At 45.1% G+C, this 21626-nt stretch carries 27 protein-coding genes; 10 read left to right on the top strand and 17 right to left on the bottom strand.

Annotated features, from left to right (window positions below; translation table 11 throughout):
- Positions 1-51: 51 nt before the first annotated feature.
- From AC0TWI_RS05735 to AC0TWI_RS05725, 3 genes are all read right to left on the bottom strand, one after another.
- Positions 52-2013 (bottom strand): TRAP transporter permease, encoded by a 1962-nt coding sequence (locus tag AC0TWI_RS05735; protein WP_488125370.1) that lies wholly within the window; start codon positions 2011-2013, stop codon positions 52-54.
- Complete coding sequence (locus AC0TWI_RS05730) at positions 2003-2515, bottom strand: DUF1850 domain-containing protein (RefSeq protein ID WP_488125369.1); 513 nt, start codon at positions 2513-2515, stop codon at positions 2003-2005. The genes AC0TWI_RS05735 and AC0TWI_RS05730 overlap by 11 nt, the downstream gene beginning before the upstream one ends.
- Before the next feature lie 81 nt (positions 2516-2596).
- A complete protein-coding gene (locus AC0TWI_RS05725; protein ID WP_488125368.1) occupies positions 2597-3610 on the bottom strand; it encodes a TAXI family TRAP transporter solute-binding subunit in 1014 nt (337 codons plus the stop codon).
- Positions 3611-3797: 187 nt separating this feature from the next.
- Between AC0TWI_RS05725 and AC0TWI_RS05720 the strand changes: the two genes are divergently transcribed.
- The 3 genes from AC0TWI_RS05720 (at position 3798) to AC0TWI_RS05710 (ending at position 5563) form a co-directional block, all read left to right on the top strand.
- Positions 3798-4520: an alpha/beta hydrolase gene (locus tag AC0TWI_RS05720; RefSeq protein ID WP_488125367.1), complete on the top strand. Its 723-nt coding sequence runs from the start codon at positions 3798-3800 to the stop codon at positions 4518-4520.
- A 102-nt stretch (positions 4521-4622) separates the two neighbouring features.
- Entirely contained in the window at positions 4623-5138 is a 516-nt protein-coding gene (locus AC0TWI_RS05715; RefSeq protein ID WP_488125366.1) for a YjcG family protein, read from the top strand.
- A complete protein-coding gene (locus AC0TWI_RS05710) occupies positions 5138-5563 on the top strand; it encodes a GNAT family N-acetyltransferase (RefSeq protein WP_488125365.1) in 426 nt (141 codons plus the stop codon). Before AC0TWI_RS05715 ends, AC0TWI_RS05710 begins: the two co-directional genes overlap by 1 nt.
- Positions 5564-5660: 97 nt before the next feature.
- Here the strand turns inward: AC0TWI_RS05710 and AC0TWI_RS05705 are convergent, their stop codons facing one another.
- The 7 genes from AC0TWI_RS05705 to AC0TWI_RS05675 form a co-directional block, all read right to left on the bottom strand.
- The gene (locus AC0TWI_RS05705) at positions 5661-5942 is read right to left on the bottom strand and encodes a hypothetical protein (RefSeq protein ID WP_488125364.1); all 282 of its coding nucleotides are present in this window, start codon (positions 5940-5942) and stop codon (positions 5661-5663) included.
- Between the two features lie 149 nt (positions 5943-6091).
- Positions 6092-6346, bottom strand: coding sequence for a sporulation-specific transcription regulator SpoVIF (gene spoVIF / locus AC0TWI_RS05700; protein ID WP_488125363.1), 255 nt, complete (start codon positions 6344-6346; stop codon positions 6092-6094).
- 108 nt (positions 6347-6454) lie between these two features.
- On the bottom strand, positions 6455-6811 hold the full coding sequence (gene spoVAE / locus AC0TWI_RS05695) for a stage V sporulation protein AE (protein ID WP_488125362.1): 357 nt from the start codon (positions 6809-6811) through the stop codon (positions 6455-6457).
- A gap of 32 nt (positions 6812-6843) precedes the next feature.
- Positions 6844-7866, bottom strand: coding sequence for a stage V sporulation protein AD (gene spoVAD / locus AC0TWI_RS05690; RefSeq protein WP_488125361.1), 1023 nt, complete (start codon positions 7864-7866; stop codon positions 6844-6846).
- Complete coding sequence (gene spoVAC, locus AC0TWI_RS05685) at positions 7866-8333, bottom strand: stage V sporulation protein AC (RefSeq protein ID WP_488125360.1); 468 nt, start codon at positions 8331-8333, stop codon at positions 7866-7868. Before spoVAC ends, spoVAD begins: the two co-directional genes overlap by 1 nt.
- Before the next feature lie 14 nt (positions 8334-8347).
- Positions 8348-8824, bottom strand: a complete 477-nt coding sequence (locus AC0TWI_RS05680; protein ID WP_488125359.1) for a sporulation protein — start codon at positions 8822-8824, stop codon at positions 8348-8350.
- A 310-nt stretch (positions 8825-9134) separates the two neighbouring features.
- Positions 9135-9500 carry a DUF1360 domain-containing protein gene (locus AC0TWI_RS05675; RefSeq protein WP_488125358.1) on the bottom strand — a complete coding sequence of 122 codons (366 nt, stop codon included), beginning with the start codon at positions 9498-9500 and terminating at the stop codon, positions 9135-9137.
- A 121-nt stretch (positions 9501-9621) separates the two neighbouring features.
- Between AC0TWI_RS05675 and AC0TWI_RS05670 the strand changes: the two genes are divergently transcribed.
- Entirely contained in the window at positions 9622-10155 is a 534-nt protein-coding gene (locus AC0TWI_RS05670) for a CotY/CotZ family spore coat protein (protein WP_488125357.1), read from the top strand.
- Between the two features lie 41 nt (positions 10156-10196).
- On the opposite strand, the gene AC0TWI_RS05665 is transcribed toward AC0TWI_RS05670, so the two are convergent.
- The 3 genes from AC0TWI_RS05665 to mgtE form a co-directional block, all read right to left on the bottom strand.
- Positions 10197-10682, bottom strand: coding sequence for a CotO family spore coat protein (locus AC0TWI_RS05665; protein WP_488125356.1), 486 nt, complete (start codon positions 10680-10682; stop codon positions 10197-10199).
- A 143-nt stretch (positions 10683-10825) separates the two neighbouring features.
- Entirely contained in the window at positions 10826-11605 is a 780-nt protein-coding gene (fabI, locus tag AC0TWI_RS05660) for an enoyl-ACP reductase FabI (RefSeq protein ID WP_488125355.1), read from the bottom strand.
- 147 nt (positions 11606-11752) lie between these two features.
- Entirely contained in the window at positions 11753-13135 is a 1383-nt protein-coding gene (mgtE, locus tag AC0TWI_RS05655; protein WP_488125354.1) for a magnesium transporter, read from the bottom strand.
- A 148-nt stretch (positions 13136-13283) separates the two neighbouring features.
- On the opposite strand from mgtE, the gene prpE reads away from it, so the two are divergent.
- Positions 13284-14021: a bis(5'-nucleosyl)-tetraphosphatase PrpE gene (gene prpE, locus AC0TWI_RS05650; RefSeq protein WP_488125353.1), complete on the top strand. Its 738-nt coding sequence runs from the start codon at positions 13284-13286 to the stop codon at positions 14019-14021.
- Between the two features lie 46 nt (positions 14022-14067).
- Here the strand turns inward: prpE and AC0TWI_RS05645 are convergent, their stop codons facing one another.
- The 3 genes from AC0TWI_RS05645 to yjbM are packed head-to-tail and all read right to left on the bottom strand — an operon-like array spanning position 14068 to position 16461.
- Positions 14068-14973, bottom strand: coding sequence for an RluA family pseudouridine synthase (locus AC0TWI_RS05645; RefSeq protein ID WP_488125352.1), 906 nt, complete (start codon positions 14971-14973; stop codon positions 14068-14070).
- On the bottom strand, positions 14973-15776 hold the full coding sequence (locus AC0TWI_RS05640; RefSeq protein ID WP_488125430.1) for an NAD kinase: 804 nt from the start codon (positions 15774-15776) through the stop codon (positions 14973-14975). Before AC0TWI_RS05640 ends, AC0TWI_RS05645 begins: the two co-directional genes overlap by 1 nt.
- A gap of 1 nt (position 15777) precedes the next feature.
- The gene (gene yjbM / locus AC0TWI_RS05635) at positions 15778-16461 is read right to left on the bottom strand and encodes a GTP diphosphokinase (RefSeq protein ID WP_488125351.1); all 684 of its coding nucleotides are present in this window, start codon (positions 16459-16461) and stop codon (positions 15778-15780) included.
- A 151-nt stretch (positions 16462-16612) separates the two neighbouring features.
- On the opposite strand from yjbM, the gene AC0TWI_RS05630 reads away from it, so the two are divergent.
- The 5 genes from AC0TWI_RS05630 to AC0TWI_RS05610 all read left to right on the top strand — a co-directional run bounded on the left by AC0TWI_RS05630 (position 16613) and on the right by AC0TWI_RS05610 (position 19758).
- Positions 16613-17203, top strand: coding sequence for a CYTH domain-containing protein (locus AC0TWI_RS05630; protein WP_488125350.1), 591 nt, complete (start codon positions 16613-16615; stop codon positions 17201-17203).
- A gap of 35 nt (positions 17204-17238) precedes the next feature.
- Entirely contained in the window at positions 17239-17898 is a 660-nt protein-coding gene (locus AC0TWI_RS05625; RefSeq protein ID WP_488125349.1) for a lytic transglycosylase domain-containing protein, read from the top strand.
- A 179-nt stretch (positions 17899-18077) separates the two neighbouring features.
- Positions 18078-18479, top strand: coding sequence for a globin domain-containing protein (locus tag AC0TWI_RS05620; protein WP_488125429.1), 402 nt, complete (start codon positions 18078-18080; stop codon positions 18477-18479).
- Complete coding sequence (locus AC0TWI_RS05615; protein WP_488125348.1) at positions 18476-19303, top strand: ClpXP adapter SpxH family protein; 828 nt, start codon at positions 18476-18478, stop codon at positions 19301-19303. The genes AC0TWI_RS05620 and AC0TWI_RS05615 overlap by 4 nt, the downstream gene beginning before the upstream one ends.
- Before the next feature lie 206 nt (positions 19304-19509).
- Positions 19510-19758, top strand: a complete 249-nt coding sequence (locus AC0TWI_RS05610) for a hypothetical protein (protein WP_488125347.1) — start codon at positions 19510-19512, stop codon at positions 19756-19758.
- A 39-nt stretch (positions 19759-19797) separates the two neighbouring features.
- Here the strand turns inward: AC0TWI_RS05610 and pepF are convergent, their stop codons facing one another.
- On the bottom strand, positions 19798-21615 hold the full coding sequence (gene pepF, locus AC0TWI_RS05605; protein ID WP_488125346.1) for an oligoendopeptidase F: 1818 nt from the start codon (positions 21613-21615) through the stop codon (positions 19798-19800).
- Positions 21616-21626: the final 11 nt, after the last annotated feature.

The raw sequence follows: 21626 nt of genomic DNA, 5'->3' as shown, positions 1-21626 counted from the left end.
AAAGTCCAAATAAAAAACCCACTCGAAATTTTCGAGCGGGCAGAATACCTCTTAACTTTCAGCCAAGCGGTACTTTCCTTTGTTTTTCGTAAAAATCTGGGTAAAGAACATTGCCTCAAACAAGACGAGCCCAACGATGTCGCTGACACCTTCCGGATACATGAGCAAGAGTCCGGCTACAACGGATATAATCCGCTCGAACCAGTACAGTTTCCTGTACCAGAATCCGATAATTCCTGCCCCGATTCCAATCATTCCTAGGAAGGCAGTGATGACCATCCAGATTAAATACGGAATTGTTGTATCGATCATTAACAGTTCAGGAGAAAGAACAAACATATATGGGATGACGAAGGCTGCAATGGCCAACTTCGATGCGTTCACCCCAGTTCGTATCGGTTCCCCTCCCGACACACCGGACGCCGCAAAAGCAGCGAGTGCAACTGGAGGCGTGATGTCTGCGACAATTCCGAAATAGAATACGAACAAGTGAGCAGACAATGCAGGAACGCCTAGCAGGATAATTGCCGGTGCTGCGATCGTCGAAGTAATAACATAATTTGCCGTCGTCGGCGAACCCATGCCCAAAACAATCGATGTCAGCATCGTAAAGAACAAGGTAAGCAGCAACTGCTCATTCGCCAGTCCAACGAGTCCGTTCGCAAGCTTTAATCCAAGACCCGTTTTGGTGACAACTCCCACAATAATTCCTGCCGCCGCTGTAGCCGCCGCAACAGACAGAGCCGTTCTTGCTCCGTCAACGAGTGCCTCAATCATTTGTCTGAACCCAATTCTCGTTTCTTTGCGGATTGCGCTAACAAGGATTGTTCCTACAATCGACCAAAGAGCTGCGCGCATAACGCTCACACCACTCATTAATAGTACGATGACAAGCAATATCGGAATCAATAAGTAAATCTTTTGAAGCACTTCTTTTTTATTTGGCATTTCTTCATCAGACAGGCCTTTCAGGCCGACCCTCTTTGCTTCAAAGTGAGTCATGATCCATATGCCGGCGAAATACAGAATGGCCGGGATGGCGGCAGCTTTAGCAATTTCCCAGTAGGTAATCCCTCCGCCGATGAATTCAACCATCAGGAAGGCTGCTGCGCCCATTACCGGCGGCATGATTTGCCCACCAGTGGAAGCAGCAGCTTCTACTGCACCGGCAAATTCTTTTCGGTAGCCTAGCTTCTTCATCATCGGGATGGTGAAGGACCCGGATGTAACAACATTCGCTACAGAACTTCCACTGATTGTTCCCTGCAGCGCACTTGAGAATATCGCCACTTTCGCCGGTCCCCCAACACGTTTACCGGCGATCGAGAGAGCTAGATCGTTAAAGTATTGGCCAACACCAGTTTTAACGAGAAAAGCCCCAAACAAGAGGAAGAGGAAAATGAATGTCGCTGATACATAAAGCGGCGTTCCTAAAATTCCTTGTGATGTGAAGAACATCGTGTTGACGAGTCCTTCAAAGTTCAATCCCCGGTGCGCCAAAAACCCGGGCATCGACTGGCCAAAATAAGCATATAGCATAAAGACTGTGGCGATGATCGTTATCGGCAGTCCTACCGCTCTCCTCGTTGCTTCCAGTGTCAGAAGGATGGCAAGCGCGCCGACAATCAAATCCAGCGTTGTTAACGTTCCGACCCTGTTGACAATTGAATCCATCATAAGCGGCCAATAGGCCCCAACACCTACTGACAGTAAAGCAAGTATGTAATCATACCAAGCTACTGTGTGCTTGATCCCCTTCTTTTTTCTTGCGGGGAATAAGAGAAAAATGAGCGATAGCGCGAAGCCCAAGTGAATAGACAATAAAACCTGCCTTGGGACTGACTGAGAGATGGACGCATAAAGCTGGAAAATGGAAAAGGCAAGCAGTGCAAAAAAGACAAACTTACCAACTGCTCCTTTAAGTTTCCTTGTCGCCGACTCAGGATCATATTTCTCTAAAATTTTCTGTTGTTCTTCTTCTGATAGTGTTTCATGGACGATTTTATCTGCCATCTATCTCCACTCCTCTCCATTTTTGCCATAATGATAGTTTCTTTGATTGAATCTTCAATAAACTCCCTGGTTTGATGATATCGGACAAAGGAATGGATGAATGATCCGTAAGAATTTTATGATCAGCTACAACTTGTCCTGTCCTAAGATAAATGGAAGGGAAATCTCTCTTCATATTACGGATATAGTAATGGCCATTTTCCATATCGAATGTTTCTGTTCCCTCCGCATTGGCTGGCATTCCAATCGCCGTTTCATCATACATCAGTTCTGTTTGCCGTATCATACCATTATTCAATACTAGATAGGTTTCTTTCACATCAGATAAATGAATGGAATGGGTATATTGAATGTGAAAGGTACGTTCGTTTTTTTGTAAAGGAATATATGCGAGGACCTTCCCAGTGTTTCCTGCTTCAAATACTACCGAAGGCTGAAAAGGTATGACTAACAAGAATGGAATTACTGCAAGAAAAAGTACCGGCACAACTGTTCTTTTCATGGGCTTCACCATACTTTTTCGGCAAGATACAGAATGGAAAAGAATAGGCCGTCTGACCATTGGCCTATTCTTTTAGTTATATTATTTTGACGTGATTCCTTTTTCATCAAAGTACTTCTTTGCACCTGGATGGAGATCGATTGCCATCCCCTCCAACGCATTTTCCGCTTTGATTAGTTTGCCTTTGGCATGGCCAATTTTATCGGTGTTCTCAAAAATCGCTTTTGTCATATCGTAGACCAGATCATCTGTTAGATCGCCCTTAACGACAAGCATTGCTTGAACTGCAACTGTATTAACATCTTCTTTGACAGTCGTATACGCATTTGCAGGAATGGTTTCCTTGGCATAATACGGATACTTTTCAATCAGTTTCTCAATCTTATCATCTTCAAGAGGAACGATTTTAACATCTTCTGTCGCAGCAAGCCCCTCTACTGCTCCAGTCGGCGTCCCAGCAGTAATAAAAGCGGCATCGATTGTACCGTCTTGGATACCTGTCGTAGAGTCGTCGAATGATAAGCTTCTTGCTTTTACATCATCCACCGTCAACCCATACATTTCAAGGATCTGTTCTGCGTTCGCCCTTGTGCCTGATCCTGCTTCCCCAACTGAAACTGTTTTACCTTTCAGGTCTTCAACAGATTTGATTCCTGATTTGCCAGTCGTGACAATTTGGATTGTTTCGGGATAAAGAGTTCCCAGCCCTTTAATGTTTTCGACTTTCTTATCTTTGAACATCAACTTGCCTTCGTTCGCATACGTTGCAATATCCGTTTGGGTAAATGCGACTTCCGCATCGCCATTTTGCACGAGCGTCATGTTTTCAGCAGAAGCTCCGGACGTGATTGCGTTGGCCTCCACTCCTGTTGCCTCTTTGATCATATTGGCAAAGTTCCCGCCAAGCGGATAATAGGTGCCTCCCGTTCCTCCGGTTGCCACACTTATAAACTTGGCTCCCCCGTAATCTTTGCCACTCTTCCCGCCATCTTTTTTACCGCCATCCCCTGCTTCCTTGTCTCCGCCGCATGCAGCGAGGACAAGTGATAGAACAAGAATGAAAACGGCACCAACTGAAAAGCTTTTGCGTTTCATATTCCTCCCCCTTTAGTATGTTATAGGAAATTCATTCACAAGTTTATCACAACTTATGTTTGAATTAAAGCTGGATGGTCACTCAGTTGAAACCGTTTTACATTTGAGCGATACTGCCTTACTTTCTACGTAATTTATGATAAGATAATTTGTATCACTTCAGAGCTTTGATGAAAGAGGGGATGTTATGCGCGCGCCTCAAGGATCAATAAAAGAGGTAGAGTTCGAGAGCAGAGAGCTCGGGGAAACCCTTACACTGCTCATCTATACACCGGCAATGTTTTCACCGTTGAACAAGTATTCCCTTCTCATCGTTCAGGATGGAAAAGATTATTTCCAAATGGGAAGACTTGCGAGGTATGCAGATGAGCTGCTCGATTATAGCGAAATCGAGAACGTTATCATCATTGGCATTCATTATAAAAGTGTCAAGGACCGGAGAAACAAGTACCACCCTTCCGGAGAGCAGCAGAAGCCCTATATTCGCTTTTTGGCAAATGAATTGGCCCCTTGGCTCGACCAAGAGTATCCAACATCCTGCATGGGAAAATGCCGCACACTCATGGGGGACAGCTTGGCTGGAACCGTTTCATTAATGGCTGCACTTCGCTATCCAAATATATTTGGCAGGGTCATTCTTCACTCTCCATATGTAAATGAAAAAGTGCTGGAAGCGGTAGAAGCTGCCCCCAATCTATCCCTGCTTGATGTATACCATGTTGTCGGCAAAGAGGAAGATCATGTGGAGATTTCCGACATCAAGGATTTTCTCTCGCCCAATAGGGAGCTTCACCGCCTCTTTGAAGAAAAAGGGGCCAATACGTATTATGCAGAGTTCGACGGGGGCCATTCTTGGAAATATTGGCAGCCGCTAGTGAAAGATGCGCTCCTGAAAATGCTTTCGGAATAAGCGTAACTTCTAGTGGAACACAATAGGAAGTTTAACGATTTTTTGCTATAGTAAAAATGAAGTTAGAAATGAAATAGCACAAATTACAGGGAGGCAATGAAAATGCGATATGGAATTGTTATATTTCCTACTAAAAAATTGCAAGATTTAGCAAACTCTTACCGGAAAAGATTTGATCCCCACTATGCTCTTATTCCTCCACACCTAACATTGATGAATGCATTTGATACGGATGAAAACGTTGAAGTGCTGACAGATAAATTGGATGCGATCGCAAAAAAGCATGAGCCTTTTACACTGAGGATTCAAAAAGTCAGCTCATTCCAGCCTCTTAACAATACGATATACTTTAAAGCGGAGAAGACCGGAGAATTGGAAGGACTTCATGAAGATTGCTATGCTTCCTTGCCGGCAGAAAATCCTGAACATCCTTTCGTACCGCATGTCACGATTGCACAAAAGCTTTCCAATGATGAACATTCGGACCTTTTCGGATCGTTAAAGATGCTTGGAATCGAGCATGAAGAGACGGTTGACCGGTTCCACCTAGTTTACCAGCTCGAAAATGGTTCTTGGACCGTTTACGAAACCTTCCGTCTGGGAAAGAACCCTGAATAATGGCTGAGGTTGTCAAAGTTGTTACAGAAAAAGCGATGAATGACGCTTTTTCTGTAAGGAAGACCGTATTTATTGAAGAGCAGAACGTGCCTGCCGAAATCGAAATAGATGAGCACGAGAAAGATGCCGTCCACTTTGTTCTTTATGATCACGCAAAACCGGTTGGCGCCGGAAGAATGCGCGTCCTGGATGGGTTGGGAAAAGCAGAAAGAATTTGCATCCTCGCTGAGTCCCGCGGTACAGGAGGGGGCAAGTTGATTATGGAGGCTCTGGAAGAGCATGCTGGACAATTGGGCCTCTCGAAAGTCAAACTGAATGCCCAACTGCATGCCGTTCCATTTTATGAGAAGCTGGGATATGAAATTATCTCCGAGGAATTTTTAGATGCCGGCATCCCTCATCGGACGATGATCAAACATTTATAAAAAACGGGACCTGCCCTCTAACTTGAGGGCAGGTCCCGTTTTCCGTGATCCGGCATTCAAAAATATGTAAAAGCAGCAGGACCCCGACGGAAATTATTTACGCATAATCATTAATATGCTTTCCTTTTCCGGTCATTTGTGAGAACAATCGGGCAGGAACGTCCGTCTTTTTTTCCGTATGATCACTAGATTTGTATGCCTTTTTCGAAACCGCTTGCATTGACATCGATTCATCTTGGAGAATTTGCATGAACTTCGACCGATTTTCTACTCTGTGGACATTTGTCACAGGCATCGGATCATGTATTTTTGGTGTTACCGCAACACGTTCGGCATACTGCATGTATTGAAAGTTTGTCACTGGAGCGATGTATCCCATTGTTCACACCTCACTTTTATTAGACTTTTTAGTGTATTTCCCGCTGGGCTGATATTTAAACCTTTATGAAACAAAATACGTATTTGCAATTTGATTTATGTCCGTCATTTAAAAAGAGGCTTGCTTTTTCTCAGCAAGCCGTTTGGTTATCATTGCTTATTCATCATTTTCGCAAGCGCACTCATATCCAATTTATTGCCATCCTTGATAATGGATTGCACCATCTTGTCCTCAAGCTCCTTGGATACAGGCTTGTTGGCTATCTGCGATACTTTACGAACGATGTTCCGGACTGTTTTTTCGTCTTTAAAGTTTGCATTTTGCAGGGAATTGGCAAGTTGAAGAATTTCCCCCATATTGACACCGGTCTTCTTTTCCACGTTTTTAAAGAAATGTTGATCCATATAGATAGCACTCCTCCCTTAACTCCTTTCAGTTTATGAATAGAAGGAATTTATGTGAGTGCAATTGCATGGAAACAGAGAAATCAGGCGCGTATGCGATGGTTTCCTCTACCCTTTGGGACGAAAGATGAGCGCACCGATAAACCCGAAAATAATCGCCGAGGAGATACCTGAGGATGTAATTTCAAACATGCCGGTAATGACGCCTACAAGACCATGCCGATCCCCTTCCATCATCGCTCCATTGACAAGCGAATTGCCGAAGCTCATGATCGGGATTGTTGCACCTGCGCCGGCAAAATCGATTAGCTTGTCATACAGCCCAAAACCCGACAGGACAGCTCCGACGACAACGAGCAGGCATAATGTATGGGCGGGCGTCAGTTTGGCAACATCAAATAATAACTGACCGATGACGCAAATGAGACCGCCAATTAAAAAAGACCACAAAAACATGGCAAGCATCTACTCTCTCCTTTCCTCCGATATGGATCTTATTAATGCGAGTCCCACTCAATGGAAACCGCGTGGGCAATACACGGAATCGTTTCTTTTTGCTGAAAGGACAGCGGGGATAGCAAAGCACCTGTTGCCGCTACAAGAATCCGCTTTAGATTCCCGGCCTTCATCTGGTTTAACAAATGGCCGTACATGACGACTGCTGAGCATGCCGGGCCGCTCGCTCCAGCGAAAACCGGCTGATCTTTTCCATAAATCATCAAACCACAGTCCTGGAATTTCTCTTCCTTGATTTTCAGCCCTTTTTTGGACAAAAGCTCCAGTGCAGTATTTCTGCCAATTTCCGCAAGGTCGCCTGTGACAATCAAATCATAATAATCGGGGTCTCTTTTTAGGTCTGATAAATGGCGTTCAATCGTGTCAACCGCCGCAGGTGCCATTGCGCCTCCCATATTGAACGGATCGGACAGTCCCATGTCGATGACTTTACCGATTGTTGCAGAAGTGACTCTGGGAGCCATCTCCTCTACAGTCTCCCCTTTGCCCACTATGGCCGCTGCCGCTCCGGTCACGGTATGTTGTGCGGTCGGTGGTTTTTGTCCGCCATATTCCGTTGGATAACGGAATTGCCGCTCTGCAGCTGAATTATGGCTTGCGGCTCCGGTGAGTACGTATTCAGCACCGCCTGAATTGAGGATTAAGGAGGAAAGGGCGAGCCCTTCTGCCGAAACAGCACAAGCACTGAAAAGCCCCAAATGCGGTATTTGATTGGTTCTGGCTGCGAAACTTGTCGGTGTAATTTGATTGATCAAGTCCCCGGCAAGAAAAAACTGGATTTCTTTCTCAGTTAAGCCTTGTTTCTGCAAAGCAATTTGGGCCGCATCTTCCAGCAGAACACGCTGTGCCTTTTCATATGTCTCCTCCCCACACCAAGGATCATCGTAAAATTTGTCAAAGCTTAAAGAAATCATTCCTTTTCGTTCATCCGGTCCTCCCACAACCCCTGTAGTGAGAATCACCGGCTTACTAGGAAATTCCCATGATTGCCCGCCATTCCACATTACAATCCCCCCCATTGTGCCCACGCCGTTTTAATCAATGCAACGAGAAAAGCGGAAAATACTCCAAACAAAATGACTGAACCAGCCAATTTGAACATGTTTCCTCCAACTCCTAGAACAAAACCCTCGGTTCTGTGCTCAATTGCTGCAGAAATAACCGAATTTCCAAAACCGGTAATCGGAACAGCGCTTCCTGCTCCTGCAAACTGTCCGATTTTGTCATACACACCAAAGCCGGTAAGCAGCATGGAAATAAAGACCATCGTAGCGACGGTCGGATTTCCCGCAGTTTTTTCCGTAAAATCGAAGAAATAGATATAGAAATATGTGATAGCCTGTCCGATTAGACAAATCAGTCCCCCGACAAAAAAGGCTCGTACGCAATTTTTTAATAAAGGGCGCTTGGTTTCATGCTTTTGCTGCAGTGCTTCATACTCTTTCTGCTCTTTTGATTTCTTGTTGGCCATTGCATCTTCGTCTCCTATGTCATTTCCTTTTTTAGTTTGATGATTTTTTTAAATCTCTTTTCTGCTGCTTCATTGGATAAATTATTATGATCCATATCATCCTTCAGTCTTACTGCCTCAAGAAAGATTTTATAATCATTCGATACGATGAATTTCTCATCCGGGTATTTCTTTTCCAGCTTCTTGGTAATGTTTTTTTCAATTTTTTTCATCCGGAAGCGTTGCATATGCTTCACTTTAAAAGCAACAACTGTCTCCTTCTTACCTTCCAACACTGCCACATCATAAATATCCTTCTCCTTATTCAGATCGTCCCGGACCTGATAGGCGATTGACTTGTCCTCGGGCCTATTCTTAAGTTCAATTGCCGGCGGGTTGGTCGTTTTTAACAGGGATAATTGACTCTCTTCTTTCTCCCCTGCATTCGCACATCCTCCGAGCAAGAAAAAAGCCAAAATCAAATAGCTTAAAGCTTGCCGTTTTTTATCCATAATGTCCTCCTTGCAAATGCCTTTCTCTCATTTTTACCAACTCCCGTGAAATTATGAATCCGACTTGAACATTACAAAAGACAGCCGGCAAAGCCTTAACGGCTTTCTCGGCTGTCCTCCTGTCTTGTCAATACATTACATCGGCCTGTTTACCTTTCTCTTTTTGCCACAGCCGCATCCGCCGCTTTTTGGGCGCGGCGATACGGGTTTCTTAGGTCTGCTCGTATGTCTCATATTCTCACTCGCTTTCGGCTGTGTATTTTCTTCTCTTTACAATATGAAAAAGAACGGCCGAGTGCTTTCCCTTTCGTTACTGCTCTTCTGTAATAAGCCTTTGAAGAATCGTTTCCAAAATGGCTGCGAGCCCTGCCGCAGCCAAAATTGCTGCTATAATCGAAAACAAGTCCGAAAAAAACCATCCTCCAAGGTAAAATCCGGCTGCACACCATATTCCTGTACACCAGTGACAGCTGATGAGCTCTCCGATCCAGCCTCTGATCCCCCCCGCTTTCGGAACTAGATAAACCTCCGTTTCACCGGAATTCGTCACCTCCTCTACTTCCTGTAAAAAAGGACGCCGCAAAGGCTCCGTTATCCGGTCATAAACGATAAGCCTCGTCAGCCTGAAGACTGCCAAGCCGTATACCCCGAGGGTGAACCACGTATCCACAATCATTATATTTTCCCACCTTTCCTGCCTATTTTCCCAAAACAAGGGCGACTGTCCGTAACTCATTTGTCCCTGCTCTAATATGTTATTAAGGAATCTAAACCATTAACCTTAAGGAGGATGCTTTATGGGTTTCGAACACGTGGAATCGGTTGAATCCGTTTCTTCAGACAGAAATGAACATTGCGGTTGCAGCTTGAACTGCGTTTGCCAAGTTGTTCGGGCGATAAAAGATATTCAGGATGAGGCCGTCAATGAAGAGTGCTTCCCTTGTACTACAAACTGCTTTATTGAACCACTGGGAGAGCTGACTTCCCCAGTACGTGAACGGGCAGATACGAGGGTATTCACGCTGACGGATAAAAACGGAAATCTTTTCAAAGCTCTGTTCCGGAGCCATTCCGGAAAATGTGTCTCTGTATTCTTCAGGGTCGAAGACATTTTCGATAACTGCTGTGCAACGTTGCGTGTCCTTGTTCCACTTGAAAAAGACGGCAAAACAGTCGTCGGCCCTCTTGTGAATGATCATGGCAATATCGACTTTGTAGAACTTTGCAAGGTCAAAAAATGGGGCAGAAGCAGCAGCTGTATCACAGTTGACCTTCATTGCTTCTGTGCTGTACAGTGCATCGCAGATGTCGATTTAGAAATCTGTGAATAAAGAAGAAAAGCAGGAGCGGAATCATTCCGCTCCTTTTTCTATTACCCGATCAGCCTGATGCCGGTCAATTCAGCTATTGTAACCTTCACTTCCCCATCCGCAAACGTTTGAATGCTGATCGTATCATTCTCATGCTTGCTAAAGGTGCCGAGCATTGTCTTATCCTTTGTTTTAAATTCACAGGCAATTGGCGGTTGATGTTTCAGCGCTTGTTTCAAGTATTCGATTTTTTCTTGTATCGGCAGATTACGGAAGGGAACGGCGGGTTTGAAATACGGGGACTTCCATGTCGTTCGTGATTGCCGGAAGTATTCTGCACTCGTTAAATGTTTCTCTGCCGCTGCATCTTTCGGCAGCAATTCTTCTGCTTGGTTTCCTTTTTCGACAGGCGCTGCGGCTGGTACTGAAGGATTGGCAACCTGTATCTCCTCTTCCTCATTCATGAATATATCCTGCATATCCGTCTCAGGAACCGGAAATTCAGGCTGGTGAATGTATAATAGCGGCTCACTTTTCTTGTTGACCAACGGAAAAACCACCTCTCTGCACATTGTCTTCCTACCATATGTATGCAATATACTGCCCAGCGTTGCCTAGATGATCGATTTACGAACATAGAAAAGGCTGCCCGGCATTCTGTTGTACAGAAGCCATGCAGCCTATTTTTATCTTACCCCATAATGTGATAGCCGGAATCAACGTGAAGATTCTCGCCTGTAATCCCTCTTGACATATTGCTGAACAAGAAGACCGCCGTATCTCCCACTTCTTCCGGAGTTGTCGTACGACGGAGAGGAGCTTTTTCTTCAATCTCTTTCAAAATCGAATTGAAGTCGCTGATCCCTTTGGCAGACAATGTCCGGATCGGACCCGCTGAAATCGAGTTTACGCGGATGCCATACTGTCCAAGGTCTGAAGCCAAATAACGTACGCTTGCATCCAATGAAGCTTTAGCTACGCCCATAACATTGTAATTCGGAAGCACACGCTCTCCGCCCAGATAAGTCATCGTCACGATACTTGACCCTTCTGCAAGCAAGTTAAGTTTTTTTGCCGCTTTTGCTACCGCAGTCAATGAATACGAGCTTATATTATGTGCAAGCAGGAACCCGTCTCGGCTAACATTCATGTATTCGCCGCTTAGCTCTTCTTTGTTGGCAAACGCGATGCAATGGGCAATTCCATCAATCTGGCCTGTTTGCTCTTTAATGTCTGAGAAGCATTTTTCAATGTCTTCATCAGATGTCACATCACAAGGCAGTACGAGAGATTCCTGTCCTTCCAGCGAGCCAGCGAGCTCCTTCACGTTCTTTTCAAGCCTTTCACCCGCATATGTAAAAATAAGCTTCGCACCCGCATCGTGTAAGGATCTGGCAATCCCCCAAGCTATACTTCTTTTATTAGCGACTCCCATGATGATAAACGTCTTGCCATCCAAAGAAAAATTCATCGATACTCCTCCTAGTTAATACATGTTATTAGTACCTAGTACTAATCATACATGAACCTTTTCTTGCTTGTAAAGCCTCTTCTAAGGGAGATGATGCTATTTAGACATAAAAAAAGAAGGATGGCAGCCCATCCTTCCCTGAGTCCGCTAGCGGACGAGATAGCTCATGAACATCGATGCGAGGCCGAAATAAATTAGTATGGAAGTAATATCATTCATCGTCGTAATAAATGGCCCCGACGCGACAGCAGGATCGATCTTCAGCTTATGCATCAAGAGGGGAACGAGCGAGCCGGCAAGGGTGGCGACAAACAGAGATGCCAAAATGGCAACGCCAACTAGAATGCCGACGAAAAGCTCCCCTTTCCAAACATAAACAACCAGCATAACAAGCACTCCGCAAATCGAGCCGGTAATTAAGCCGGTACCCGCCTCACGAATGATTAATTTCAATTTGTTTTCCTGCTCCAGTTCGCCTGTGGCAATCCCCCTGACGGCTACAGCAAGTGACTGTGTGCCGGTATTCCCTGCCATCCCAGCAATTAACGGAATAAAAACGGCAAGCAGCGAAACTTGTGAAATAATGTCTTCGAACCGGCCGATCAGGCTTGCTGTAAACATCCCAAGAAACAGCAGGACGATCAGCCAGGGAAGTCTTTTTTTGGCAGCAGAAAACGGACTTTTGTCTACCGTATCCATATCCGATACAGCTGCAAATTTTGAGTAGTCTTCAGAGGCCTCTTCATCAATGACGTCGATAATATCATCGACCGTGATAATTCCAAGAAGGTGGTTCTTAAAATCGACAACAGGCAAGGCAAGCAAGTCATAATCCCTCATCTGCATGGCTGCTTCTTCCTGGTCGGCACTGACAGATATCGATATAACCCGGTCATACATGATGTCCTCGATGAGAGTATCGTCATCACTGATGATCAGATCCCGTAAAGAAATGACTCCGGCAAGTCGCCCATCATTGTCCACCACATACACATAATAAATTGTTTCAGCCTTCGGAGCCTCTATTTTTAAGATTCTCATTGCCGAACGTACGGTTTGATCAGCCGAAATCGCAATGAATTCGGTCGTCATAATACTTCCGGCCGTATATTCTTCATAATGCAGGAGGCCTTTGATCTTCTGTGCCGCCTCTTTGTCCATAATGGTCAAGTAACTGGCTGCATGAGCTTTCTCAAGTTGATTCAGTAAGTCGACTGCATTGTCTGTATACATATATGAAAGCATGTCTGCAGCAAACCTGATCTCCATTTCAGCCAATATTTCCTGATTCTCTTCTTCTTCCAGGTCAAGCACTTCATAAAAGTCCGCTACTTCCTTGGGGGACAAGTAATGATATATCTTCGTCCGGCCTTCCGGTTCGAGCCTATAAAAATATTGTGCTTGATCATATGGATGCATATTGAGAAACTCATCTCGGAATGCCATCATGTCCTCTTGATTCAGCGCATGATCCAGCATCTCTTTAAGCAGCCTTTCCTGCTCTTTCTCTTCTACTGTTTCATCCATCATTACCCCTCCTCCCAATTCACCTATTTATCCTAACAAATATTTTTCAGTTTGTCGTTCTTTTTTCGCCCCTCTTGTTCTTCACCCGTTTTCCTCATACCATAATAGGAAAAGATAGAAATGATAATGTTACAACCAGAAGGGTGATCATATGAAAATTGATATTATCGGCGATGTCCATGGCTGCAGAAAAGAATTTGAAGCATTAACCAAAAAAATCGGCTATTCATGGGAAACTGGCATCCCTTTGCATCCTGGAGAGAGAATACTCGGTTTCGTCGGCGACATTACGGACAGGGGTCCTGATTCTCTGTTCATGATTGAAACTGTATTTGACCTTTGGAAGCAGAAAAAAGCGGTTTACGTACCGGGAAACCACTGCAATAAGCTCTACCGTTATTTTCTCGGCCGAAAGGTCCAGCAGACTCACGGACTTGAAACGACTGTCGCTGAACTTCATTCCGTCTCTCCCAAAAAAATGAATCATTACAAGCGAATGTTCATTGAATTATATGAACAGTCCCCTTTGTATGCGATTCTTGATGATGAAAATTTGGTCATCGCCCATGCCGGGATCAAAGAAAAGGATATCGGAAAAAAGAACAAGAGCATTCAGACGTTTGTGCTTTATGGAGATATCACTGGTGAATTCGGGGAGGACGGGATGCCGGTAAGGCGGGACTGGGCCAAAACGTATAAAGGCAAGCCGCTGATCGTTTATGGACACACACCTGTAAAGGAGCCGAGAAAGATCGGCAACACGATCAATATCGATACCGGGGCTGTATTTGGCGGAAAGCTGACGGCACTTCGCTATCCTGAAATGGAAACCATCTCTGTTCCCTCCACCATGCCCTTCCTGGCAGAAAAATTCCGCAGCTTCCCTTAATCTTGTAAAGAGCAAAAAAAACGGCTCGGTGTATACCTGGCCGTTTTCATGTCTGCTCCTGTTCGTATAGCAGATTCTGCATATCCTGAGGAAGGGTGACAGTGAAGTCCAGCTGTTCCCCAGTCATCGGCTGCCGGAAACTTAGGCTGGAGCAATGGAGCGCCTGCCGGCTGATCAGTTTCCTGTCACCTCCGTACAACTCATCGCCAAGCAAAGGATGACCGATAAATGCAAGGTGTACGCGGATCTGGTGGGTTCTGCCCGTTTCCAACACGAGTCCCGCATGCGTAAATGAACAGTACCGGCGGATCTCTTCATAATGAGTGACGGCCCGTTTTCCATCTTCACGAACTTTCCTTTCGATTATGCTCCCTTCCTTTCTGCCGATCGGAGCATCGATCAGAAGGGAAGCACTATCAGGATGGCCAGAAGCGAACGCCTCATATCGCCGGTTTACCGCATGAGTGCGCTGGTCAAGACCGAGTACATGGTGGGCGTGCCGATGTTTGGCAATCAGCATTAGCCCTGACGTGTCCCTGTCGAGCCTGGTAACGATGTGGATGGCGGATCCAATCTTATTCCGCTGATAATACCCGGCTAGGCCATTGGCGACACTGCCGCTCGGATGCTCCCTCGAAGGGATCGTGCTAATTCCTGCAGGCTTATTTAGAACAAGCACATCCCTGTCTTCATAAATGATGTCCAATTCCATTTCAGAGGGGGAAACTTCGCCGCCCGGAGGTTCAGCAGGAAAGGAGACAGTAATACGGTCACCCTCCATGAGCGTATAGCGGACATTTTCCTCGCGTCCATTTACACTAATTTTCCCGCCGGCAAATTTAATATCTGTCAATGCCCGTGATGATATTTTTTCGGCAGCAAGAAAATCTTTGATTTTTTTTCCTGCATCAAGCTGATCGATTGTCCAGGCTAGTTCAAAACAACCATCCATCAAGATCTTCCATCCGAGATGAAGGAGTCATGAACTCTTCTCCAGAACGGAAACGGCCTGAACCGGGCAAATCTGATCTTCTCATCAGCAACTCTAAATTGTATCGATTTTACATCCCTGTGCATTACGGTCAAGTGATCAACGGTCACATGGAAATCGTATGTGTTTACCGGTTTCAGCACTAGCGTATGGTGATCCGGCAAGATGAGAGGTGAGCCGACCGTCCGGAATACACGATTATTAATCGAAGCCATTTCCGCTAGCTGGATCGCATGGAGAGCCGGATGGATAATCGCACCACCAAGCGCTTTGTTGTATGCTGTACTTCCGGATGGAGTGGAGATGCATAGGCCATCACCGCGGAATCGTTCAAAATGGTCACCGCGGATCTCCACATCCATGACGAGTGTGCCGACAAGGCTTTTGACGGTCGATTCATTCAGGCCCAAATACCGGGTCTCTTTTCCTCCATGCCTGTAGCGGATGATCACTTCAAGCAGCGGATATTCGATCACCTGATATGGAGTTTTGGCGATCGCAATTACGAGCTTTTCGATTTCACTCGGTACCCAATCTGCATAGAACCCGAGATGCCCTGTATGAACGCCCACAAAAGCAGTCTTATTCAATCGCGAGCTGTACCGATGGAAGGCGTAAAGCAGTGTGCCGTCGCCTCCGACTGAAATGACGATATCCGGCTGCTCTTCATTGTAAACAAGTTCAAAGTCCTGCAGGTATGTTCGCATTTTGTGCATGAGGGCATTCGATGTAGGGTCTCCTTTGGAGGTAATGGCAAACTTCACACTACTCATCCTCTCTCTCTTGATTTCCGTACGAGCCAAACTGTTTCTTCTTCATCCGGTCTTTCGATGTTTCCTTATTTTTTGAGAAAAATGCCTGTGCCTCTTGAATCTCTTCTTTGATTTTTGACATCTCTTCATCCAGACTGAAGGCAGCCTCAGCAGCACGCTGAAGTCTCATATTAATTTCTTCGGGGAATTGGCCCTGATACTTGTAATTGAGGGAATGCTCGATTGTGGCCCAAAAGTTCATGGCCAACGTGCGAATCTGGATTTCGGCCAAAATCTTTTTCTCGCCGTGAATCGTCTGGACGGGGTATTCGATTACCACATGATAGGAACGATATCCGCTCGGCTTTTTATGGGAGATATAATCCCTCTCCTCCACGATGCGAAAATCATTTCGCATCCTTAGCATTTCAACAACTGTTTTAATATCATCAACAAACTGGCACATCATTCTCAGACCTGCAATATCTTGGATTTCCGTTTCGAGGTCTTCAAGCGGGATTTTCTTCAAAGTCGCCTTGTCGAGGATGCTTGCGACCGGCTTTACCCTCCCGGTAACAAACTCAATCGGCGAGCTCATATGCTCTTGTTCATATTGGCTTCTCATGCCCTTTAATTTCACTTTCAATTCATCTACCGCCTGGCGGTATGGAGCTAAAAACTGATCCCAATGATTCATTGTGCGTCACCTCAAATTTGGAAACTAAACTTGACCAATCAATCATATTCTAGCACAAAAGGGCTGTTGTGGCAGTTTCCTGTACCCGGACGTTGAGTTTCCATCCAAGAAACGCAATAATGGATGTAGCAATAAGGAGAGGAAGAGAAAAATGGCAAAAGAAAGGGAAATTGAATGCAAAAATATTGTCAGTAAAGAGGAATTCCATGAATTGCTCAGCCATTTTAACATTAGCGAAAAGGATTTTTTTCGGCAGACGAATTATTATTTTGATACACCGGGCTTTTCTTTAAAAGAACTGCGGTCTGCACTCAGGCTGCGCAAGCTGGAGGAGCGCAGTGAGATCACGCTGAAAATCCCAGCGGACGTCGGTTTGTTTGAAATCAATCAAGCGGCAGATAAGAAAGAAACCACTGCTCTTTTAGAGAATTCGGTACTCCCTGAAGGGGAGATAAAGGAAGAATTAATCAAAAAAGAAGTTCCCACCCATCAATTATCCTGTTTCGGTTCTTTGGAAACAAACCGGGCGGAAATACAGTATAAAAATGGTTTGCTCGTCTTTGACCATAGCCGCTATCTCGGCCGGGAGGATTATGAAGTTGAGTATGAAGTAACCGATTGGGAATCAGGACAAGAAATATTCCATACTTTATTGAAAAAGTTTAACATCAAGCGGGAACAAGCCGATAATAAGGTTGAAAGGTTTTATCGGGCAAAGCTTGACGGCTCGAGTAACACATAATACAGAAACAAATTATTTGCAGAGGATGAACATTAATGAAGAATGTCGAATCTTTGAGAGCGATGCTCGATATCCAGCTGTTGCGCGGTTTTTCAGGACAAGATGCGAATACAGAGAGCAGCAGTCCCTTATTTGAAGAGATGCTCCAAAGTGTGCTGACAGAAGCGTCAGCCGGCTCTGATAAACAGCCGATGGATATCAATTCCCTCGGCGCTATTTTGAACAGATCGGGTTCTTTTGGAGCTATTGCACAGCAACTTACCGGGACAAAGACGGCAGATGAAAACATTTTGCCGGAGACTGCCGGGCTTGCTGCTCCGAATTCCATCACTCAAATCATTCAAAAAGCCGCAGAAACGTATAACCTCCCGGCAAAACTAATTGAATCCGTGATTCATCATGAATCCAATTTCAATCCGGACGCAGTCAGCCGCGCCGGTGCCTCCGGGCTGATGCAGCTGATGCCCGGCACCGCTCGCGGTCTCGGCGTTACGAACATTTTAGATCCTGTCCAAAATGTTATGGCCGGAAGCAAGTACTTGAAGACAATGATGGACAAATATGACGGAAATGTTCAGCTCGCTCTGGCCGCTTATAATGCAGGACCAGGGAACGTTGATAAATATGGCGGCGTACCTCCCTTTAAAGAAACACAGGCTTATGTAAAGAAAGTGTCAGGCACCTTCCTGGCATGACCGGATCTCGTCATCCGGTTATTTTTTTGCCTTAAAAGGAACTTCTCTCCTATTGACTTTAACCGGGAATTGCATCTCTTTTCGACTCATCCTTGTGATTGCAGAGGGCGATTTGTTTGAGTTATCGCACTCTGGTTGCTACAATGAATGTACCAATCGAAGAAAAAGGAGCGATTCATATGGTTGAAAAACGCATGACGCCGTATGACGCAATTGGGGCAGAAAAACTATCCGCTATGGTCGATGCTTTTTATTTCCGGGTTGGAAGACACCCTGATCTTATGCCGATTTTCCCAAAAGATCTGACCGAAGTCGCAAGGAAGCAAAAACAATTTTTAACACAATATTTGGGCGGCCCCCCTTTATATACGGAAGAACATGGACATCCGATGATGCGAGCAAGGCATTTGCCGCATGAAGTGACTCCAAAGCGAGCCAAAGCGTGGCTTGGCTGCATGAGTGAAGCCATGGATGAAGTGGGTCTTGAGTCTCCATTGCGGGAACAATTTTTCTCCAAGCTTGCACTCACCGCCAGGCATATGGTAAACACACCTGATTTCCCTGAAGGTGAGCCAAATTGAAGAATACCGAATTGCACAATCCAGCCTTGAAAGAGAACAAGCCGCTGGAAATATATATATTTGTCAACCCATTCTGTCCTGAGTGCTGGGCACTGACCCCGCTTATAAAGAAGCTGCAGATCGAGTATGGCGGGTATTTCACATTAAAGTATGTATTGTGCGGCCAGCTGGCAACGCTGAATACAAGCAAAAAAACAAACGATCTTGGCAATTACAGCCGCTGGAAAAGTACAGCGGAACAGCCGGCAGTCTTTACACCGCACCTCGCAGCAATCGCCATAAAAGCTGCGGAACTTCAAGGAAAAAAGGCCGGCATCCGGTTCATACTGAGACTGCAGGAGCTGCTGTTCATTGAAAATGCAGATATAACCGATATTAATATTCTCCAGCAATGTGCCCGTAATGCGGAGCTGGATATTGATGAGTTTCTCCGCGACATGTATTCAAACAGCGCATCCAAGGCATTTCAATGCGACTTAAAGATTGCTGCTGAAATGGAAGTAACGGAAATGCCGGCAATGGTCTTCTTTAATGAACATATTGAAGATGAAGGCATCAAAATTACCGGACTTTATTCATACGCCATCTATGTACAAGTTTTGACCGAAATGCTTGAAGGCTATCCGAAGCCCGCAGAGCTGCCCCCGCTTGAACAATTTCTTTCGAATAATCCGATTGTCGGATCTTATGATTTAGCCCTTATCTATGACGAGCCTGTTCAGAATGTGGAAAAGAAAATGAAGAAACTTCAGCTGCAAAGAAAAGTACAGAAGCTGCCGGCAAAGAACGGTGTCTTCTGGAAGTATGTGAAGAATTCGATCTGATGAAACTGTCCGGAAAAAACCGGACAGTTTTTTTATGCAAAAATAAACAGGCCATGAAAACTCATGGCCTGTTTTCTATATCATTAAGGGGGGAGTAAACTCACATGCAAATAAAGGGGAGTTATTTGATATGTGACTTGTAACACGAAAAATAATATATCATATCCATCGCCTATCATCAAGGATGCAAATGCTATTTCACAATAATGTCATATACATACCCTCACCTGTCCCGGCATATATTTTTACGGACTAAGAAAAAGAGGAGGTCTGGTGTAATGAAGGTTCTCAGCCTTTGCTTCTTAATGCTTTTCCTTGGAGCAAGCTTTGTTATCCATCTTTTAGGGCTGATGTTTCTCATCCCGATTTATATAACGTCCCCCCTCTTGTTTTTCTCGCTCTTGTTGCTGCTGCTTTGGATAAACAATCGCAACAAATTCAAAGGTTTTCGCTAAAAAGACCCGATTCTCGCCAGGAGAATCGGGTCTCTTTTATCAGGAAAGCAGTTGTTCCATCTCTGTCAGCTTCTCCTCAAACATCTTGCATGCCGCTTCGATCGGCTCGGACGATGTCATATCGACACCGGCCTTTTTCAGCACTTCAATCGGATAGTCGGAGCTGCCTGATTTCAAGAAGTCTTTATACCGCTCTACTGCCGGTTCCCCTTCATTCATGATTTGCCTGCTCAGCGCTGCGGCTGCACTATAACCAGTCGCATATTGATATACGTAGTAGTTATAATAGAAGTGTGGAATTCTTGACCACTCCAGCGAAATTTCTTTATCGATATCGATATCTTCTTCACCGAAATACTTCTTGTTCAGCTCGTAATACTCAGCTGAAAGAAGATCAGGAGTCAATGCTTCTCCGTTCTGCGCTTTCTGGTGAATAATGTGTTCAAACTCCGCAAACATGGTTTGGCGGAATACTGTTCCTCTGAACCCTTCCAATTCATGATTGAGAAGATACAGGCGTTCTTGCTTGTCTTCCGTGTTCTTTAAGAGGTACTCCGCCAGCAATGCCTCATTGCAAGTCGAAGCCACTTCAGCTACGAAAATTGAGTAATCACCATACGGGTATGGCTGATTCTTCCTTGTATAATAGCTATGGACACTGTGCCCAAATTCGTGAGCCAGCGTAAACAAATTATTAACATTGTCCTGCCAGTTCATTAGGATATACGGGTTCGTCCCATAAGTCCCTGATGAATAGGCACCGCTCCGCTTTCCTTTATTTTCGTGCACGTCAACCCACCGGTTCTCAAAGCCTTCTTTCAAAATGCTGCCATATTCCTCGCCTAATGGAGCAAGCCCTGCAAGAACCATCTCTTTCGCCTTCTCATAAGGGATCTCCATTTTCACGTCCTTTACGAGTGGGGTAAAGAGGTCATACATATGCAGTTTTTCAACACCAAGGATTCTTTTCCGCAGCTTGATATAGCGGTGAAGCAGGTGGAGATTCGCATTTACGGTAGTAACGAGATTATCGTACACCGTTTCCGGTATATTATTGGCAGATAAAGCAGCATGTCTGGCTGAATTATAATGCCTTATTTTTGCATTGAAGTTGTCTCGTTTTACTTGCCCGCTAAGAGTGCTTGCGAAGGTATTGGAGTATTGCCCGTAAGTCTCGTACACCTTTTTGAACGCTTCTTCCCTTACGGAACGGTCCTGGCTTTCCAGAAAGCGGATGAAGTTGCCATGCGAAATTTGCACGTCTTCCCCATTCTCGTCCTTGATCACCGGGAATTCCATATCCGCATTATTCAGCATACCAAATGTTGTGGAAGAAGCTCCTAGCACTTCAGATGCTTCTGCCAGCAAAGCTTCTTGCTCGGCAGACAGGACGTGATCGCGCTGAAGGTTCAGCTCTTCCAACGCATGCTCATAAAGACGCAGTTCTTTGTTTTCTTCGATATACTGCTTAATTTTTGTCTCATCGATTGACAAAATCTCAGGCACGACATAGGAAAACGCGCTAGCCACCTGAGAATACAGGCTCTCAGCACGAGCATTTAAACCCTGGTAGTGAGAATTTCCTGTATCCTGATCATAACGCATATGGGCATATGTATAGAGCCTGCCCATCCGCTCGGATACTTCCGATTCATAGGATAGCGCTTCATATAATGCTTCCGCACTTTCGCCAAGCTTCCCTTTGAACGAATCCGCCTTCCCTAAGCTATCCTTTATCGCAGCGTATTCTTTCTCCCATTCATTATCCGAAGAAAATATATCCTCAAGCCTCCAAGTCTGTTCGACAGGAATATCCGAACGGTTTGGAAGTTTCTTTACAGCTGGTTGATTTGTCATTATATATCCTC

This window comes from Lederbergia sp. B243.17 (assembly GCF_057657925.1).
The sequence above is the reverse complement of the archived record's forward strand: the minus strand, read 5'-3'. Positions and strand labels throughout refer to the sequence as shown.

Excerpts from the sequence above, each read along its gene's own strand:
- AC0TWI_RS05735 (WP_488125370.1), bottom strand. The coding sequence starts at position 2,013 with ATGGCAGATAAAATCGTCCATGAAACACTATCAGAAGAAGAACAACAG.
- AC0TWI_RS05730 (WP_488125369.1), bottom strand. The coding sequence starts at position 2,515 with ATGAAAAGAACAGTTGTGCCGGTACTTTTTCTTGCAGTAATTCCATTC.
- AC0TWI_RS05725 (WP_488125368.1), bottom strand. The coding sequence starts at position 3,610 with ATGAAACGCAAAAGCTTTTCAGTTGGTGCCGTTTTCATTCTTGTTCTA.
- AC0TWI_RS05720 (WP_488125367.1), top strand. The coding sequence starts at position 3,798 with ATGCGCGCGCCTCAAGGATCAATAAAAGAGGTAGAGTTCGAGAGCAGA.
- AC0TWI_RS05715 (WP_488125366.1), top strand. The coding sequence starts at position 4,623 with ATGCGATATGGAATTGTTATATTTCCTACTAAAAAATTGCAAGATTTA.
- AC0TWI_RS05710 (WP_488125365.1), top strand. The coding sequence starts at position 5,138 with ATGGCTGAGGTTGTCAAAGTTGTTACAGAAAAAGCGATGAATGACGCT.
- AC0TWI_RS05705 (WP_488125364.1), bottom strand. The coding sequence starts at position 5,942 with ATGGGATACATCGCTCCAGTGACAAACTTTCAATACATGCAGTATGCC.
- spoVIF (WP_488125363.1), bottom strand. The coding sequence starts at position 6,346 with ATGGATCAACATTTCTTTAAAAACGTGGAAAAGAAGACCGGTGTCAAT.
- spoVAE (WP_488125362.1), bottom strand. The coding sequence starts at position 6,811 with ATGCTTGCCATGTTTTTGTGGTCTTTTTTAATTGGCGGTCTCATTTGC.
- spoVAD (WP_488125361.1), bottom strand. The coding sequence starts at position 7,866 with ATGTGGAATGGCGGGCAATCATGGGAATTTCCTAGTAAGCCGGTGATT.
- spoVAC (WP_488125360.1), bottom strand. The coding sequence starts at position 8,333 with ATGGCCAACAAGAAATCAAAAGAGCAGAAAGAGTATGAAGCACTGCAG.
- AC0TWI_RS05680 (WP_488125359.1), bottom strand. The coding sequence starts at position 8,824 with ATGGATAAAAAACGGCAAGCTTTAAGCTATTTGATTTTGGCTTTTTTC.
- AC0TWI_RS05675 (WP_488125358.1), bottom strand. The coding sequence starts at position 9,500 with ATGATTGTGGATACGTGGTTCACCCTCGGGGTATACGGCTTGGCAGTC.
- AC0TWI_RS05670 (WP_488125357.1), top strand. The coding sequence starts at position 9,622 with ATGGGTTTCGAACACGTGGAATCGGTTGAATCCGTTTCTTCAGACAGA.
- fabI (WP_488125355.1), bottom strand. The coding sequence starts at position 11,605 with ATGAATTTTTCTTTGGATGGCAAGACGTTTATCATCATGGGAGTCGCT.
- mgtE (WP_488125354.1), bottom strand. The coding sequence starts at position 13,135 with ATGATGGATGAAACAGTAGAAGAGAAAGAGCAGGAAAGGCTGCTTAAA.
- prpE (WP_488125353.1), top strand. The coding sequence starts at position 13,284 with ATGAAAATTGATATTATCGGCGATGTCCATGGCTGCAGAAAAGAATTT.
- AC0TWI_RS05645 (WP_488125352.1), bottom strand. The coding sequence starts at position 14,973 with ATGGATGGTTGTTTTGAACTAGCCTGGACAATCGATCAGCTTGATGCA.
- yjbM (WP_488125351.1), bottom strand. The coding sequence starts at position 16,461 with ATGAATCATTGGGATCAGTTTTTAGCTCCATACCGCCAGGCGGTAGAT.
- AC0TWI_RS05630 (WP_488125350.1), top strand. The coding sequence starts at position 16,613 with ATGGCAAAAGAAAGGGAAATTGAATGCAAAAATATTGTCAGTAAAGAG.
- AC0TWI_RS05625 (WP_488125349.1), top strand. The coding sequence starts at position 17,239 with ATGAAGAATGTCGAATCTTTGAGAGCGATGCTCGATATCCAGCTGTTG.
- AC0TWI_RS05620 (WP_488125429.1), top strand. The coding sequence starts at position 18,078 with ATGGTTGAAAAACGCATGACGCCGTATGACGCAATTGGGGCAGAAAAA.
- AC0TWI_RS05610 (WP_488125347.1), top strand. The coding sequence starts at position 19,510 with ATGTCATATACATACCCTCACCTGTCCCGGCATATATTTTTACGGACT.
- pepF (WP_488125346.1), bottom strand. The coding sequence starts at position 21,615 with ATGACAAATCAACCAGCTGTAAAGAAACTTCCAAACCGTTCGGATATT.